The sequence below is a fragment of the Serratia sp. JKS000199 genome (assembly GCF_900215455.1).
Classification (GTDB): domain Bacteria; phylum Pseudomonadota; class Gammaproteobacteria; order Enterobacterales; family Enterobacteriaceae; genus Serratia; species Serratia ureilytica.
Window position 1 is genome coordinate 4,190,072 of record NZ_LT907843.1, and the last position, 16,636, is coordinate 4,206,707.

11 protein-coding genes are annotated in these 16,636 nt (G+C 61.0%); 5 read left to right on the forward strand and 6 right to left on the reverse strand.

Translation table 11 applies throughout. The features are described from left to right. Positions 1–55: 55 nt before the first annotated feature. On the reverse strand, positions 56–3,079 hold the full coding sequence (locus CPH57_RS19885) for an autotransporter serine protease (RefSeq protein WP_096242673.1): 3,024 nt from the start codon (positions 3,077–3,079) through the stop codon (positions 56–58). A 480-nt stretch (positions 3,080–3,559) separates the two neighbouring features. Beyond that, entirely contained in the window at positions 3,560–4,111 is a 552-nt protein-coding gene (locus CPH57_RS19890) for a TetR/AcrR family transcriptional regulator (protein ID WP_223524953.1), read from the reverse strand. Positions 4,112–4,461: 350 nt separating this feature from the next. Between CPH57_RS19890 and CPH57_RS19895 the strand changes: the two genes are divergently transcribed. Next, on the forward strand, positions 4,462–5,679 hold the full coding sequence (locus CPH57_RS19895; RefSeq protein WP_033645366.1) for a Tm-1-like ATP-binding domain-containing protein: 1,218 nt from the start codon (positions 4,462–4,464) through the stop codon (positions 5,677–5,679). A 91-nt stretch (positions 5,680–5,770) separates the two neighbouring features. Here the strand turns inward: CPH57_RS19895 and spy are convergent, their stop codons facing one another. After that, positions 5,771–6,262, reverse strand: coding sequence for an ATP-independent periplasmic protein-refolding chaperone Spy (gene spy, locus CPH57_RS19900; RefSeq protein ID WP_033645367.1), 492 nt, complete (start codon positions 6,260–6,262; stop codon positions 5,771–5,773). Positions 6,263–6,804: 542 nt separating this feature from the next. Here spy and pdeR point away from each other — a divergent pair. After that, positions 6,805–8,799: a cyclic di-GMP phosphodiesterase gene (gene pdeR / locus CPH57_RS19905; protein ID WP_033645368.1), complete on the forward strand. Its 1,995-nt coding sequence runs from the start codon at positions 6,805–6,807 to the stop codon at positions 8,797–8,799. Between the two features lie 16 nt (positions 8,800–8,815). Here pdeR and CPH57_RS19910 read toward each other — a convergent pair whose 3' ends face one another. After that, a complete protein-coding gene (locus CPH57_RS19910; protein WP_033652699.1) occupies positions 8,816–9,682 on the reverse strand; it encodes a crotonase/enoyl-CoA hydratase family protein in 867 nt (288 codons plus the stop codon). Between the two features lie 341 nt (positions 9,683–10,023). Between CPH57_RS19910 and yhjD the strand changes: the two genes are divergently transcribed. The 3 genes from yhjD (at position 10,024) to CPH57_RS19925 (ending at position 13,563) form a co-directional block, all read left to right on the forward strand. Beyond that, positions 10,024–11,043 (forward strand): inner membrane protein YhjD, encoded by a 1,020-nt coding sequence (gene yhjD / locus CPH57_RS19915; protein WP_021505224.1) that lies wholly within the window; start codon positions 10,024–10,026, stop codon positions 11,041–11,043. A 329-nt stretch (positions 11,044–11,372) separates the two neighbouring features. Further along, positions 11,373–12,695 carry an MFS transporter gene (locus CPH57_RS19920; RefSeq protein WP_016930463.1) on the forward strand — a complete coding sequence of 441 codons (1,323 nt, stop codon included), beginning with the start codon at positions 11,373–11,375 and terminating at the stop codon, positions 12,693–12,695. A 100-nt stretch (positions 12,696–12,795) separates the two neighbouring features. After that, entirely contained in the window at positions 12,796–13,563 is a 768-nt protein-coding gene (locus CPH57_RS19925; protein ID WP_072626779.1) for a CDP-diacylglycerol diphosphatase, read from the forward strand. On the opposite strand, the gene CPH57_RS19930 is transcribed toward CPH57_RS19925, so the two are convergent. Continuing rightward, positions 13,564–15,603 (reverse strand): AsmA family protein, encoded by a 2,040-nt coding sequence (locus tag CPH57_RS19930; RefSeq protein WP_033645371.1) that lies wholly within the window; start codon positions 15,601–15,603, stop codon positions 13,564–13,566. 91 nt (positions 15,604–15,694) lie between these two features. Next, the gene (pdeH, locus tag CPH57_RS19935) at positions 15,695–16,486 is read right to left on the reverse strand and encodes a cyclic-guanylate-specific phosphodiesterase (RefSeq protein ID WP_047573347.1); all 792 of its coding nucleotides are present in this window, start codon (positions 16,484–16,486) and stop codon (positions 15,695–15,697) included. Between the last annotated feature and the right edge of the window lie 150 nt (positions 16,487–16,636).

The window sequence follows — 16,636 nt, forward strand, 5'->3', positions numbered from 1 at the left end:
GTGAAAAAGGAACCACCCGCAGGCGGTTCCCGTACAAGGATTGAGTCGATGTTGCTTAGAAACGCCAGGTGAAGCCGGCGTTGACGCTGTTGTCCTGATGGTGCTGCGACAGCAGCCCGCCGTAGCCCAGCGACAGCGAGGCGTTTTCGTTCACCGCCACTTCCGCCCCCGCCTTCAGCACCATGCCGTCACGCGACACCGGCACGCTGTCCACCACGAACGGCGCGTTGCCGCCGTTGAACCGCAGCCCGGTGCCACGCGCCAGCCCGCCGTACTGGTGTTGCCATCCCAGCTCGCTACGCAGCGCCACCGTCGTGCCCGGGGTCACCTGCCACGCGGTGTCCGCACGCAGGCCCAGCGTCGACACCGTCGCGTCCGTGTGCTGCTTGTCGCCGCGCAGTGCCGCCGCGCCGCCGCTTTCCGCGATGCCGTTGTTCTCGAAGTTCACGTACGCCAGGTTGACGAACGGCTCCAGGTTCAGCCACTCGCCCTGCACGCTGTAGCCCGCTTCCGCGAACAGCTGTTCGGTGCGCGCGCTGTACTTCGCCGTGTCACGGTCCGACTGCATCCCGTAGTTCACCGACCGTTTGGTGTCGATGCGGTGCCAGGTGTAGCCCGCCCCGCCACGCAGCGCCAGCGCCCCGAACTGCTTGTCGCCGTACGCCGCCAGGTGGTAGTTGTCGCTGTCCGCCTTCGACCCGTAGCCGCCGTGCAGCGAGGTGCGGGTGTAGCCGGTCGCCACCCCCAGCCGCCAGTCGGCCGCCGCCGCCGAGTCCAGCCCCACCAGTACCCCGTAGGTCGAGGCCTGATAGCCGGTGGCGTTGGCGTCGCCCGACGCGTGGTCCCACGCCCCCAGCAGCTGCGCCCAGGCGCCGTCCTCGTCCGCCTTGATGGCCGACGAGCTCGCCAGCCCTTCCGCCTGACGCAGACGCCCGTTCAGCGCCTCACGCAGGTAGCGGCTGTCGTTCACCAGCGCCGACGCGATATCCGCATGGATTTGCCCCGACAGCTGACGGAACGCCTGCCGCGCCTCGCCCGCCGTGCCGCTGTTAAGAACGCTTTCGTACACCGGGTTGCCCGCCGCCAGCGCATCCGCCGCCGCCGCCACCGCCCGCTCGTTCGGCGTCTGCGCCACGCTGGCGAAGCTCGTGCCGTTGCGCCCGACGCTCAGCGTCACCCCGGCCGGCTGGTAGCTCAGCCCGGTGCCGAGGAACAGGTAGTTCGGCGCCACCGCGTCAAACTGCCCGCTCACCCCCTGCTGCGCGCTCAGGATGGTGTACTGCTGGCCCAGCAGGCTGCGCACCTCGCTTTGCGTCAGCAGGTTGGCGCTGTTCTCCAGCGTCACCGCCACCTCGCCGCCGCCGATCGTCGCCGATCCGCTGCTCTGGATCCGATCGCTCTGGCCGTTCGGCCCCACTTCCACCGCGTAGCGCGAACCCGGCTCGAAGCTGACGTTGCCCGCCACGTTCAAGGTGCCGATCGAGTTGCCCGGCGCCACGGTGCCGCCGCGGCGGGCGGTCAGCGAACCGACCGTGCCGCTGCCGCCGACGATGCCGCCGCTCTGCACGCTGACGTCCGAGGTGACCGAGCCGTTGATCGCCAGCCGCCCCTGATTGACCAGCGTCGGGCCGGAATAAGTGTTGTTACCGGTCAGCACCAGGGTGCCGATACCCTGCTTGGTCAGGCCGCCGTGGCCGGAGATATCGTTGCTCCAGACGTCCAGCCCGCACAGCACATCGCTGCAGACGCGCTCGGTCGGTTTGCCCTTGTCCAGCACCGCGCCGACGCCCGGCAGATCCACCACGAATTGGGTCGGGCCGTAAGCCACGCCCGTCGGATCCGGAATACGGAACTCCGCCGGAATATCCTCGGCGGTCACCAACATGCCTGGCCCGTTGATAGCCTTGCCCAGGTTGATCATCCCCCAGCCGTAGAGCGCGTCGATGCCCGGCGCGCCCATGTCGGTGGCGGTGGTTTTCAGCACTTCCGCCACCTGTGCGCCGCTCAGATACGGGAAACGCTCCATCAGCACCGCAACGCTGCCGGCCACGTGCGGCGCCGCCATCGAGGTGCCGCTGTATTTGGCGTAACCGGTCGTCAGATTCTCCACGCTGGTGCCTTCAATCACCGAGCTATATACCCGGGTGCCCGGCGCCGAGACGCAGAAGCTGGCGGTATAACCGCAGCGAGAAGAGAAGGTGCTGATGCTGTAATCGCCGGTATTGGTGGGATCCTGCAAGCTGGCGACCGACAGCCAGTTCGGTGCAATCTCCGGCACGAAATAGGCCAGACCGGCCATGGCATCGGGGTTATTCAGATTGCCGTCGTTACCGGCGGCGAAGATGGTGACCACGCCGCTGCGCGCCGCGTCGATCGCGCCCTGATAGGCGCCGCCGGGCTTGGTGCCAAGGATCTGTTTGATCTGATCGAACTGCTTTTGCGCATCGTTTACTGTGAAATGCGGATAAGCCGGGTCATAACCCCCCTCATCAAACTTTTCGGTAATGCCGATGCCCCAGCTGTTGTTGATGATGCGCGCGCCGCTGGCCACCAGCGCATCCCAACCGGCCTGGTACACCGCGCCGTCGTTGCCGAGGATGATGCCGTCCTCCGGGCCGGGATCGCCGTTTTCGGCACTGATGATCTGCGCATTGAACGCCACGCCGTGCATGGCGCCGCCGTCGCGGCTGCCGGCGGCGATGCCGCCCACGTGGGTACCGTGCGAACCGAGCGTGCCATCGGAGTCCACGCTCGGCGTACCGTCATAGCGGAAAGTGTCGCCTTTTTTCACCGGAATATAGGGATCGGTGTATTCGCGGATGCCTTCGGTAACCAGATTGATCACCTTATTCTCACCGGCAAACTCCGGGTGCTTGGCGTAGACCGGCTGATCGAAAATGCCAAGTTTGATGCCTTTTCCGGTATAACCGGCGGCGTAGGCCTGGTCGGCGTGGATCGCCCCCAGCCCCCATTCCGCGTTGAACTCACTGCTGCGCCAGCTGGCCGGATCGCCCGCTTTGCCGTTCTCTATATAGCTGGAGGCCTGCGCGCCGCCGATCGCCGTCAGGCAGATCAGCATCGCGCTCCATTGTGCGCGATGAACTCCGATTTCAGGCCAGCCGAAGGCCGCCCGAGCGGATTTGACTCCTCTAAGTTTCTTCTCCATCCCAGATACCGTCCGTTGTTGTTTGCAAATGTTTTATAAGATTTTTTGTGTAACAGTTTGGTAACACCAAATAAATAAAGCACAACAATCTCAAGTGCGCTTAATGTGTCACTCGGCAGTTCGGTGGGCGGAGAGAACGTTTCAGGGATGAATCAGACGGGGGACGATAAGGAAAGAGAATGATCTCGCTCAGCGCTGAGGCGGCATTTATTCGCGGGGGATAATTAAATTAATACAATGATAAATAATGATATTTAATTAAAAGACAACCAAAGAAAGCGTCGCATGAAAAGTGCTTAACAGGCGCTTTTTATCACTTTTAATTATAACTTTTGCCAATATTTACTCAGTGAATTATGCTGATTTTTCACTCAGGCAGCGGCAAAAATTGGATTATCCTGCTGATGTTTTTTTGCTGTTCATCGCATCCTCTTCCGCCTGACGCAGGATGGCTTTGGCCATCCATTGCGTGACATCCTGGATACCCTCAAGCTCCAGCCCCCAGATATCTTTCAGCACCAGGAACACCTCAGAACCGTAAATCAGCGAGAAAGCATGAATCACTCTCTGTAAAGAATCTGGCGGCAGTTTACCCTGCAACGGCTCTACCGCCAGCGCCAGCAGCCGCTTGCGGTTGCCGCGCACGAACTTTTCGCCCGGCGTGGCGTGCGCCCACTGCTGCAAAGAGAGCTGCAATGCGGCGCGCAGCGCCCCTTCGTGTCGCTCCATCTGAGGATAGGCCAACGTCAGCAACTGCTGGATGCGCTTCAGGGCATCGTCGTCCTGCGGGCGCCACGCCAGAATAGGCCCCAGACTTTCCGCCACCACCGCAGTAATTAATGCGCTTTGGGTCGGGAAATAGCGGTAGGCGGTCGCGCGCGATACCTGCGCATGCGCCGCCAGATCGGTGATCGATGGAAACGCGCCCTCGCCATACAGCGTCATTGCGCTGGCCAGCAACAAACGATGTGTTTTCGCCCGGGCGGAGGTCAGAGAAAGGTCGGACGGGGTGGGAAAAGCATTTATCGGCACTTAAACCTCATACATCTGTACACGCTTGCGCGACAGGCGAGACGCCACTGCCGACAGGTTGACGACAAAGGGTTGGCCGCGCAAAAAGCTCAAAAATGAGACAGGAGTCCCATTTTGCACTGAGCTGCCCTTGCAAAAATGATACTGCCGTCTCATTATATAAATACATTAACCAATTTAATTTAAATGCCAACACCAGGGCACCTAAAAAAACATAATACATTAATTTTCAAATAAAAATTAGAAACACCCCGGAAAAATCCATGAAAGATACTTCAAATTTTGTCTATATTGCTACCACAGCAGATACGAAAGGACAAGAGTTGGAGTATGTGCGGCGGCTGATTGCCAGCCTGAATTTACCCACGCGAACCGTCGATCTCTCCACCCGAAGCTTGCCGTTTGACTCCCCGGCCGATATCGGCCCAGAAGAGGTCGCTCGCCACCATCCGGCGGGCGCAGGCGCGGTCTTTCTAGCCAGCCGCGGCCAGGCAATCGCCGCCATGGCGACCGCTTTCGAACGTTTTATCCTGACGCGCCGCGATATCGCCGGCCTGCTTGGCCTGGGCGGCTCCGGCGGCACCGCCATCATCACGCCGGCAATGCAGCAGTTGCCGATTGGCCTGCCGAAATTGATGGTCTCGAGCATGGCGGCGGGAGACGTTTCCGCCTATGTCGGCGCCAGTGATATCAGCATGTTGTATTCGGTCACCGATCTCGCCGGCCTGAACCGTATCTCGCGCCGGGTGCTGGGCAATGCGGCGCGCCAGATAGCCGGCGCAGTCCGCTTCGCCGCTGTCGATCATCACGACGACAAGCCCGCAATCGGCCTGACGATGTTTGGCGTCACCACCCCCTGCATTCAGGCGCTGGTTGCCGATCTTGAGCCGCAATGGGACTGCCTGACGTTTCACGCGACCGGCAGCGGTGGCAGAGCGCTGGAAAAACTGATCGATAGCCGGCAACTGCACGGCGCCATCGATTTGACCACCACCGAAGTGACCGATTACCTGTTTGGCGGTGTGCTGCCCTGCAATGCAGATCGTTTCGGTGCTATCGCGCGTACCGGCATCCCGTGCGTACTCTCCTGCGGCGCGATCGACATGATCAACTTCGGCGCGCTGAATACGGTGCCGGCTCGCTACGCGAACCGCCTGCGCCATCATCACAATCCGCAAGTGACGCTGGTGCGCACCAGCCCGCGGGAAAATGCGCTAATCGGACATTGGATTGGCGAGAAAATCAACGCCTGCGCGGGCGAAGTGCGCTTCGTGATCCCGGCGGGCGGCGTGTCGGCGCTGGATGCCCCTGGGCAACCGTTCTGGGATCCCGCAGCGCTGGCCGCCTTTACGCAAACGTTGGAGGAGACGGTGCACGCCACCCATAAGCGCCGGTTAATAAAAACGCCTTACCATATTAACGATCCGCGCTTTGCGCAGGCCGTTGCCGAACAGTTCCGACATATTGCCGGTGGGGAATGATAATCACTCGCTGCCGGGTCTGCCGGAGATAACGCCGAAAAAAAAGGCCAGACAAATAGTCTGGCCCTTTTTTATTTACCGCGAGCGTATATTACTGACCGGAGGACATCTGCTCCTTCATTTTATTCATATGGTCCATCATCTTTTGCTCACGTTTCTGATAATTCTCATTGTATTGTTTTTTCTGCTCAGGGGTCAGCAGGTTATACATTTTATTTTCCGCCTTGGCGCGTTCCAGCATGCGTTCGGATTGCGCTTTGCCGATCGCGTCAATTTGCGCCTTCGCCTTCGCTTCATCGAAGCTGTCGGAAGCCACCAGATTATGCAGCGCCTGGCGTTCCTCTTTCATGCCCGGACCGCGTTTCGAGTGCGACTCTTTCATGATATCGCGCATTTGCTGGCGCTGCTGCTCGGTCAGGTTCAGCCCGGCGAACGGGCCGCCTTTACCTTCACCCTTGTGATGCATCATTTTCATCGGCGCGGCATCCGCAGCCGGGGCCGCCGTCGTATCAGCGGCGAACGCCGCAGAAGCAGAACCCAGAGCCAGCGTGGAAGCAATAAATAAAGCCGTCAATTTACGCATAATCATTTCCTTAAAAATTTTTCTTCATCAGGAGCGCTGTACGTTAACAGGCTCATTCGTTCGTCGAAGATAATAATAGGCTGATAAAATTCAAGTAATGCGAGGGTGTGTAAACTTTTTAAAACCCGTCACGGGTTTATTCACCAATTATGAGAAAACTATGAAGAAGGCGTTTATTTGATGGAAATTTTAATTTCCCGGCAAAAATCTCCCCGACAGGGTTATTTTTCAGCCGCCCTCTCACCGCTATAATTTACTCGCCCACAAGGCAACCTTGCATCAACCGTTTTTCGTTAGCGGGGAAGCCGGTACAAACTTCGCACGACCCGATGTTCTCCTCCTACACTTTAAGGCAACCGGTCGCCGGGTGGCGCGTACACCGCAAAACTAATCATTGCTTATAGAATAGTTTCCATTACCCGCCCCGCCTGTGAAAACCTGTTATATGATGCACAGACGCGCACGGCGACCACTTTCGGGCCCACAGGCCGCCAGCGGTTCTTCGTGCTGACCGGCCGCCCGTGCTCTTTTGAGGAATCATCATGTCCGCAGACCAAGGCCCTGAGCTTCTTAACGCCCACTTCGGCACCCAGAGCCCCCACTGGCGGCTGGCGTTTGACAGCAATGCCCTGGAGCTGTCCGCCGTTAAGGGCAAAGCCCACGTCGCGGTGGCGCTGAGCGCCATGGACGCGGCGAAAATTCGCCGTTTGACCGGCGTGACCGCCAGCCTTGAACTCACCATTACGCTGGCCGGCGAACCGCTGCATCTGCATCTGGTCGGGCGCCGCGTCAATAACCTCGAATGGGCGGGCACCGCGTCCGCGTTCAGCGATACCCAATCCGTGGCGCGCGATCTGGTGCATGGGCTCTCCTTCGCCGAGCAGGTGGTGTCCGAAGCCAACTCGGTGATCGTGATCGTCGACCAGCACGGCCGCATCCAGCGCTTCAATCGGCTGAGCGAGGAGTACACCGGGCTGCACGAACACGAGGTGATCGGCAAGAACGTTTTCCAGCTGTTTATGAGCCCGGAAGAAGCCGCCGCCTCGCGGCGCAACATCGCCGGCTTCTTCCGCAACGGTTCTTCGTATGAGGTGGAACGCTGGGTAAAGACGGTCAAGGGCGAGCGACTGTTCCTGTTTCGCAATAAGTTCGTGCACAGCGGCAGCGGTAAGAACGAGGTGTTTCTGATCTGCTCAGGAACCGACATCACCGAAGAGCGTCGCGCGCAGGAACGGCTGCGGGTGCTGGCCAACACCGATATCATCACCGGCCTGCCGAACCGTAACGCCATCCAGGACAAGATCAACCACGCCATCGCCACGCGCGGCGAAGAGAGTTTCGGCCTGGTGTACCTCGATCTCGACAACTTCAAAAAGGTCAACGACGCCTACGGCCATATGTTCGGCGATCGGCTGCTGGTTGAGGTCTCGCTGGCGATCCTCGGCTGCCTGAGCCCGGATCAGGTGCTCGCCCGCCTCGGCGGCGACGAATTTTTGGTGCTGGCGCCTCAGACCGATCGCGAACGTTTGCAAACGCTGGCGCAGCGCATCATCGATCGGCTGAAGACCCCTTTCCGCATCGGCCTGATCGAAGTGTATACCGGCTGTTCGATCGGCATCGCGCTGTGCCCGGAGCACGGTAACGATCTCGACAGCCTGATCCGCAGCGCCGATACCGCCATGTACGTCGCCAAGGAGCACGGCAAACGCACCTATACCGTCTTCTCGCCGGAGATGAACAAGCGCGTCGCCGAATACATGTGGCTGGACACCAACCTGCGTAAAGGGCTGGAGCAAAATCAGCTGGTATTGTATTACCAGCCTAAAATCGACGCGCGCAGCGGTGAAGTGCACAGCGTGGAAGCGCTGGTGCGCTGGGATTCGCCGGAGCGCGGCCTGATCCCGCCGCTGCAGTTCATCTCCTACGCCGAGGAGTCCGGCCTGATCGGCCCGCTGGGCCAATGGGTGCTGCAGACCGCCGCCTGCCAGGCGGCGCAGTGGCGAGAGCGGGGATTGAATCTGCGGGTGGCGGTCAACCTCTCCGCCCGGCAGCTGGCCGATGACGGCATCGTCAACGATCTGCTCGGGGTGCTGCGCCGTCACCGCATGGCCCCTTGTCTGCTGGACTTCGAGTTGACTGAAAGCAGCCTGATTGAAGACGAAAACCGCGCGCGCGTGCTGATCACCCGGCTACGCGAGCTGGGCGCGCAGGTGCATCTCGACGATTTCGGCACCGGCTATTCGTCGCTGGCGCAGCTGGCGCGTATTCCGCTGGACGCCATCAAGCTGGATAAAAGCTTCGTGCGCGGGGTGAATTTCAACCCGGTTTCACAATCGCTGGTGCGCGCGATCGTCGCGGCGGCGGAGGCGCTGGCCTTCCGCGTGATCGCCGAAGGGGTGGAGACCGAGAGCGAAAATCAGTTCCTCGACGAGGTCGGCGTGGACGAAAAGCAGGGCTTTCTGTTTGCGCGGCCAATGCTCCCGGAACAGCTGGAGCATTGGCTGCAGTCCTATCGCCCGCGCTCACCTTCCGCGTGAGGCGGGCGCGTTAACGTTAGCCGGCACGACGCAGGTTCAGGGTGTGGCGATCCTGCAACATCACCAGCCGCTCGATGTAGGCGCGATCTTTTTCCTCAATGGTGAAGGCCGAGTGCACCCAATCCTCGGTAATGTCCATCAGCTCGGAACGCGTCAGCTGCAGCACGCGCTGACGCGCCCGTAACATGGCGCGCATGCCGTTGAGCTTCGGCCGGATGGTATCGATGAAAGTGCGCGTCGCCATGTAGGCGTCGCCGGGCTGGAACAGCTGATCCACCAGCCCACGGCTCTCGAACCACTCTGCGGTGTGCGACTCGCCGCCCCAAATCAGTTCTTCGGCCAAGCGCATGCCCGCCTTGCGCGCCACCAGCGAGTAACCGCCCATGCCGGGAAACAGGTTGAACGCAATCTCCGGGAACCCCATGCGCGCATTGTTCTGCGCCAACACGAAATGGTGCGCCAGCGCCGCTTCAAAGCCGCCGCCCAGCGCGCTGCCTTCGACCATCGCAATGCTGACCGCGCCGGTATCGAAACCGCGCGCCGCCGCATGCACGCAGTCGATGCAGGCACGCGCGTAGGCCATCATCGCCTCGCGTTTGCGGTTCTTGATGGCTTCGGCGAAGAACTGCAGATCGCCGCCGACGTTAAACATGTTCGGCACCAGCGAGCCGGTGACCCAGAAATCGAACCGCAGCGAAGACTCTTTCGCCGCCTGCGCCAGCGTCATGATGTCTTCGATCAGCGCCTGATTAAAGCAAGGACGCGGCGCAGCGCGCAGCAGCATCCACATGATATGCCTCTCCTCTTCATAGTAGGCGGAAAGCTGCGACAGATTGCCCGCTTCGGTAAACGGACGGCAGGTGGGGTGATTAAGCAATTTCATAAGACCTTCCAGTTTTTCTGTTGATGACGGGTGAGACCGTTCCAGCCCCTACGGCTGCAGCGGAGCGGCGCTCGGCAACGCGTGGCGCCACATCATGAGTAAACGCTTTCTCGCCGACGAAACAGATAAAAATTGGAGGTAGGGAAGTGAAAAAAACCGAGGCGCGGCGGGGTTTTCATAGGAATTTTACCTATCGGCCGCCTCCTGGCATTTCATGCCGGGCGCTAACACGTTAAGCTCGGAAAATGACCGTTTGCCGCCCCGGCGCTCAAAACGCCGCGGGGCTTTGGCTATAATCAACGCGGATACATGCCGTTTAACGTTAAGGAAATCGTGAAGTAATGCCTACAGGACCAGACCAGGAACGCCGCCAGCCCGCACAAGACACGCCGCCGAAGCCGCTTATCGCCATCAAGACCGGCCATGAAACGCTCGACCGCCGCATCAGCGGTTTTTCACGTCTGATTGAACGCATCAAAGCCTGGCCGAGCGTTGCGCACCTGCTGCGCGCCGCCGAACGCTTTAACGATCGGCTGGGCAGCCAGTTCGGCGCCGCCATCACCTATTTTTCATTCCTCTCGCTGATCCCGATCCTGATGGTGTCGTTCGCCGCCGCCGGTTTCGTGCTGGCTTCCAACCCGGATCTGCTGGCCCGTTTGATCAACCGGATCGTCGGCAGCATCAGCGATCCGACGCTGGCCAGCACGCTGAAGAACACCGTCAACACCGCCATTCAGCAGCGCACCACCGTGGGATTGACCGGCCTGGCGCTGGCGCTCTATTCCGGCATCAGTTGGATGGGCAACCTGCGCGAAGCGATCCGCGCGCAATCGCGTGACGTCTGGGAGCGCAATCCGCAGGATCAGGAGAAAATCTATTTCAAGTACACCCGCGACTTCATCTCGCTGACCGGCCTGGTGGTCGCGCTGATTATCACGCTGTCGCTGACCTCGGTCGCCGGCTCGGCGCAGGCGGCGATCGTCAACGCGCTGGGGCTGGACGGCATCGAATGGCTGCGGCCGGCGCTGACGACGATCGCGCTGTCGATCTCGATTTTCGCCAACTATCTGCTGTTCCTGTGGATTTTCTGGATGCTGCCGCGCCACAAACCGAAGAAAAAAGCGCTGCTGCGCGGCACCTTGCTTGCGGCTATCGGCTTTGAGGTGATCAAGTTCGTGATGACGATGACGCTGCCGCAGGTGGCGAAATCGCCCTCCGGCGCGGCCTTCGGCTCGGTGATCGGGCTGATGGCGTTCTTCTACTTCTTCGCCCGCCTGACGCTGTTTTGCGCCGCCTGGATCGCAACGGCCGACTACAAAGGCGACAAAGCCTTGCCGGAACGCGAGCCGCCGGCACGCTGAAGCCATGCAATCGTGCCGGTGTTCTCGCACGCGCCGGCACTTTCCTCTGGTTAATAAGCAAAAAACCAGTCAATCCCTCTAAATCATGCGGCATGGCATTCGAAAAACCAGCATAACAAACTACCCAGTCACTTTTCTTTCCCGTTTTTACAGCCATTCACACTGTATGAACCCCATTTCTCAACGTTTAACGCTACAGAAAAGAAGCCAGGTAAAACATTAGTCTTTTTAACCGGTTAGCGGCGGCGCTGCCCAGAGTTCCAGCGTTGAAAAGGCGGAATGCTGTCACTAAGATGGATTTTTACCCCCTCCAACAATAAGAAATAGATATGCAAGCCACCATCGCACCCCCACTCGACGCCGACGACGCGTCTACACCGGTGAATTCCCGCGGGAAAGTCATCGTCGCCTCGCTGGTCGGCACCGCCATCGAGTTCTTCGACTTTTACATCTACGCCACCGCCGCGGTGATCGTGTTCCCGCACATCTTCTTCCCGCAGGGCGACCCGACCACCGCGACGCTGCAGTCGCTGGCCACCTTCGCCGTCGCCTTTGTCGCGCGCCCTATCGGCTCTGCGCTGTTCGGCCACTTCGGCGATCGCGTGGGGCGCAAGGTGACGCTGGTCGCTTCGCTGCTGACCATGGGGATTTCCACCGTGCTGATCGGCCTGCTGCCGAGCTATGAAACCATCGGCATCTTCGCCCCTATCCTGCTGGCGCTGGCGCGCTTTGGCCAGGGGCTGGGGCTGGGCGGCGAATGGGGCGGCGCCGCCTTGCTGGCGACGGAGAACGCGCCGGCCAAAAAACGTGCGCTGTACGGCTCCTTCCCCCAGTTGGGCGCCCCGATCGGCTTCTTCTTCGCCAACGGCACCTTCCTGCTGCTCTCGTGGCTGCTGAGCGACCAGCAATTTATGGAATGGGGCTGGCGCGTGCCGTTCATCCTCTCCGCCGCATTGGTGCTGATTGGCCTGTACGTCCGGGTGTCATTGCATGAAACGCCGGTGTTCGCCAAAGCGGCCAAGGCCGGCAAACAGGTGAAAGTGCCGCTCGGCACGCTGCTGAGCAAGCATCTGAAAGCCACCATCCTCGGCACCTTCATCATGCTGGCGACCTACACGCTGTTTTATCTGATGACGGTCTATTCGATGACCTACGGCACTGCACCGCAGCCGCTGGGGCTCGGTTACTCCCGCAACAGCTTCCTGTGGATGCTGATGGTGGCGGTGATCGGTTTCGGCGTGATGGTGCCCATCGCCGGCCTGCTGGCGGACGCGTTCGGCCGTCGCAAGACCATGATCGCCATTACCCTGCTGATGATCGGCTTCGCGTTCCTGTTCCCGACCCTGCTGGGTTCCGGCAACCAGGCGCTGGTGATGGGCTTCCTGCTGTGCGGCCTGAGCATCATGGGGCTGACCTTTGGCCCGATGGGCGCGCTGCTGCCGGAGCTGTTCCCCACCGAAGTGCGCTATACCGGCGCATCGTTCTCCTACAACGTCGCGTCGATTCTCGGCGCGTCCGTGGCGCCTTACATCGCCACCTGGCTGGCGGCCCACTACGGGCTGTTTTACGTCGGCATGTACCTGGCGGCGATGGCCGGGCTGACGCTGCTGGCCCTCCTGCTGATGAAAGAAACCCGCCACCAGTCGCTGTGATCCTCTGCGGCCCCTCACTGCGGGGGGCCGCACGCGTTGTTCGTTTCCTGTCATAAAACCGGGCTATGCTGGACGTTTCTCTCGGTAACAGGATCGGCCGATGTCTCTGCGTCGTGGGGTATTTGTCTGCGTGGCGCTGCTGGCGGCTCTCGCCATCGCGCTCTATTACGGGTTGAAACCCGACCATCCCGATGCGCTGTGGCGCATCGTCAGCCAGCAATGTCTGCCCAATCAGCAGGCGCATGACAACCCGGCGCCCTGCGCGCAGGTGGATGTGCAGGCCGGTTTCGTGGTGTTTAAAGATCGCAACGGGCCGCTGCAATACCTGCTGATGCCCAGCGCCAAAATCACCGGTATCGAAAGCCCGGCGGTGCTGGACGCCGCCACGCCGAATTTCTTCGCCCAGGCCTGGCGCGCGCGCCACGTGATGGCGGAACGCTATGGCAAACCGATCGACGACGGCGATATTTCACTGGCGATCAATTCGGAATATGGCCGCACGCAAAACCAGCTGCACATTCATATCTCCTGCCTGCTGCCGGCGGTAAAACAGCGGCTGGCGCAGATCGGCCCCCATTTCATCGAGCAATGGCAACCGCTGCCCGGCGGCCTGTTGGGGCATGACTATCTGGGGCGGCGGGTGACCCCCGCCGAACTGGAACAACAGGGCGCCTTCCGCCTGCTGGCCTCCGGCCTGCCGCGCGCCGACGGGCGCATGGGCAGCTTCGGCCTGGCGATGACCGCGCTGCCGGACGGGGATTTCCTGCTGCTGGCAACCGAGCGCAGCCTGCTGCCGTTCACCCTGGCCTCGGCGGAAGAGATCCAGGATCACGACTGCCGGCTGCTCACGCCGCCGCCGCGCACCTGATTATTTTTTGCCTTTCATCTCCCGCAGGATCTGCCCGCACTGGTTCTCCTCGCCGCCTTCACTGGGCGAGACCAGCGCCAGCAGCGCCGCCGCCGGCGTCAGCACCGCCCCCAACGCCACCGCCGCCGCGCCGCGCGCGATCAGCGGTCCGGCTTTGACCCCGGCGTCTGGATGCTTGAAGGTGCCTTTCACGTACAGCGGCGATCGCAGGGTCAGCACGCGCATCCCCTTGCTTTCCGGATCGATGGACAAATCCAGCCGTTCGGTGGCGAGGTTGGTGTTGCCGGTGATGTTGATCACCGCGTTTTCGGTGTCGAACACGAACAGTCGCGGCGCGGCGACGCCGCTGCGGATGCCGACGTCCGCCGCCGCGCAGTTGATGCCCACCACGTCGTCACCGAACAGCTGCGCCACCAGATAGTTACCGACGTTCAGACCGAGGATCTCCATCAGGCTACGGCTGATCACCCCGTTATTGATCAGCAGGCGCAGATCGCCGTTGCTGGTCGCCAGCAGCTCGGCCACCGAATTGCCGCTGCCCGTCAGCCTGGCGTCGCCGTTCATCTGCCCGAGGCTGCGCTTCATCGCCTCCACGTTCGGCAACAGCTGTTTAAGCTGAAGTTTGCGTGCATGCATATCCACCTGCCCGCGCATCGGCTTTTTGCCGCCGTCGAGGCGCACGACAGCGTTCAGGCTGCCGCCCGCCATGCCGAAGCGCAGCGGATCCAGGCGCAGTTCGCCATTGTTCAGCTTCAGGTGCGTGGCCAGATCGCTCAGCGGCAAATCGCTGCCGCGTTCAATGCGCGCGGCGGCAAACTTCACGTCCGCATCCATCTTGCTCCAGCTTTGCGTATCGAACTGTTCGACCGGCAGCACCTTATCCGCCGGCTGACGGCTTTTCTCGCCGCGCCCGGCTTTGGCGGCGTTGGAGTCGGCGCCGATCAGCGGCGCCAGATCCGCCAACCTCAGCTGCCGGGAGTTCACCGCACCGCTCAGCGTGGGCCGCGGTTTACCGGCAACGTACTTCAAGCTGCCGTGAATGTCGCTGTCGCCGATTTTTCCGTCGAATTTCTGGTACTCAAACACCGCGCCGCCCGGCTGATGCAGACGGGCGGTCAGATGACCATCGGTCGCATACGGCGGGGTATTCGGCAACAACACGCCGGTCAGGCCATAGAGGTTGCTCAGGCTTTCACCGGAAAATTTCAGCTGTACATCCAGGCCGCCGAGGTTCAGCGGATCGGACAAGGTGCCCGCGACCACCACCCGGGTGCTGCCGGAGCGCACATCGGCCTGCAGCGGGAACGGCAAATCGGCGCTCTGCAGCGACAGCATGCCGCCAATCTTGCCGCTGCCGCTCAACGGTTCGCCGTTATATTTGCCCTTCACCTGCCAGCCGAAAACGTAATCGGGGGTCGCGGTCTTGTCGCCGCCCTGTTTGCCGGTCACTTCACTGAACGGCAACGGCTTGCCGAGCGGATCGATGACGGCGCGGAAATCCGCCTTCAGCGTGGCGTCTTTAAAGGCGATCTGCCCCTTGTCGAATACGATGTCGTGAACGGTGAACGACCAGTCGGAAGGCGGCTGCTTGGGATCCTGGCCGGCAGCCAGGTCAAACGTCCAGTTGTTGTCGCCGTTGGCCAGACGTTGCAACGAAGCATTCGGCTGCTTCAGCCAGATGCGCGGGATCAGCAGCTCTTTACCCAGCAGCGCCAGCGGCGCAATGCTGGCGTCGACGCGCTGCAGCGTCACCATGCTGTCGCCGGGCATGTTTTTCGGGTTACCCAGCCACACGTCTTCGGCGTGAATATGCGGCCAGGGCACCCAGGCGCGCCAGCCGCCCTCATCCGGATTGCGCGACCAGTCGACGCCCAGATCGCCGCGAATGGCGAACGGTCGCCGCAGTTCGGCCGACACTTTGTCGTTGATGGTGGGCTTGAGTCGATTCCAGTCGAAGGTAGCAATGAAGATCGCCAGCGCGACGATCAGCAGCAGCACAATGCCGCCCAGCCAGCTGAAAACCTTTCCTGTTCTTGTCATAGCGGCTCCCTCAGCGCATAAATCGGGCTGCCGAATGAAAGGAAAAGGAGTTAGCAGCCCCGTTTAAGCCTAGCTGAGGATAGGCCGGAGTTCACGCCGGCGTGCCGGGCGCGGCGAACAGCGTCGGCACGCTGTGCAGAGTTTCAAAGCACGCCGGGCGGGAAAGGTAGTAGCCCTGGGCAGCCAACGCGCCGGAACGCTGCACCAGCCGCCACTCTTGTTCGGTTTCCACGCCCTCGACGATCACCCCGTCGCTGTGCTGGTTCATCATCTTGATCAGGGTGCCGAGCAGCTGGACACCCTCTTCCGACTGTTTGAGCAAGGTAAACAATTCGCGCGCCACCTTGATGTATTGATAACGCCAGGCGCCGACGGCGGAGAAGTTGGCCAGCCCGCTGCCGAAATCGTCCAGCCACAGCCGCTCGCCGCCGACGATCTGCTGCAGCGGGCGGTTTGACGCCGTTTCGGCGTGCTCCACCAGCTCGAAGCGCAGATAAGGCATCTCGGCGATCTGCCGTTGCAACGCGCTATGGCGCTGCAATGCTTGCAGCGCGATGCCGTCGATATTGACCGACACCATCACCGCGTGACGAATGAACAACGCCTGCCAGCGCTGCAACAGCGCCAGCTGTTCCTGGATCACCCGCAAGCGCTGGGCGACGCCGAGCGCGGAAAAATAATGCTCCGGGGATTGCCGCTTGTCCGGCTCATTCGGGTGATACACCGCCGTCAGCAGTTCCACCGCCAGCAACGCGCCGCTGGTGCGATAAATCGGCTGGAAGGTATACAAGCGCCGGCATTGCCGCCAGTAGCGCCGCGATTTGGCGCAGGCATAGAGGGCAAAACAAGGCGCCAGCAGACCAGAGATCAGATTGGTTATCATCGGTACTATCGCCGTGGCGGGGAAATGAGAGCGCTGCCGCTGTTTCTTTACCCAGCTTATCGGCAACGCAGCGTAAAACTTTAAGCCGAATTGCCGCCCGTTTCGCCTCCGTCCTGCCCGCGTTCGCCGATCGCGATCATAAAAAATTAA

Bases quoted from the DNA above. Each gene is read 5' to 3' on its own strand.
- CPH57_RS19885 (WP_096242673.1), bottom strand. From the start codon at position 3,079: ATGCTGATCTGCCTGACGGCGATCGGCGGCGCGCAGGCCTCCAGCTAT.
- CPH57_RS19890 (WP_223524953.1), bottom strand. From the start codon at position 4,111: ATGACGCTGTATGGCGAGGGCGCGTTTCCATCGATCACCGATCTGGCG.
- CPH57_RS19895 (WP_033645366.1), top strand. From the start codon at position 4,462: ATGAAAGATACTTCAAATTTTGTCTATATTGCTACCACAGCAGATACG.
- spy (WP_033645367.1), bottom strand. From the start codon at position 6,262: ATGCGTAAATTGACGGCTTTATTTATTGCTTCCACGCTGGCTCTGGGT.
- pdeR (WP_033645368.1), top strand. From the start codon at position 6,805: ATGTCCGCAGACCAAGGCCCTGAGCTTCTTAACGCCCACTTCGGCACC.
- CPH57_RS19910 (WP_033652699.1), bottom strand. From the start codon at position 9,682: ATGAAATTGCTTAATCACCCCACCTGCCGTCCGTTTACCGAAGCGGGC.
- yhjD (WP_021505224.1), top strand. From the start codon at position 10,024: ATGCCTACAGGACCAGACCAGGAACGCCGCCAGCCCGCACAAGACACG.
- CPH57_RS19920 (WP_016930463.1), top strand. From the start codon at position 11,373: ATGCAAGCCACCATCGCACCCCCACTCGACGCCGACGACGCGTCTACA.
- CPH57_RS19925 (WP_072626779.1), top strand. From the start codon at position 12,796: ATGTCTCTGCGTCGTGGGGTATTTGTCTGCGTGGCGCTGCTGGCGGCT.
- CPH57_RS19930 (WP_033645371.1), bottom strand. From the start codon at position 15,603: ATGACAAGAACAGGAAAGGTTTTCAGCTGGCTGGGCGGCATTGTGCTG.
- pdeH (WP_047573347.1), bottom strand. From the start codon at position 16,486: ATGATAACCAATCTGATCTCTGGTCTGCTGGCGCCTTGTTTTGCCCTC.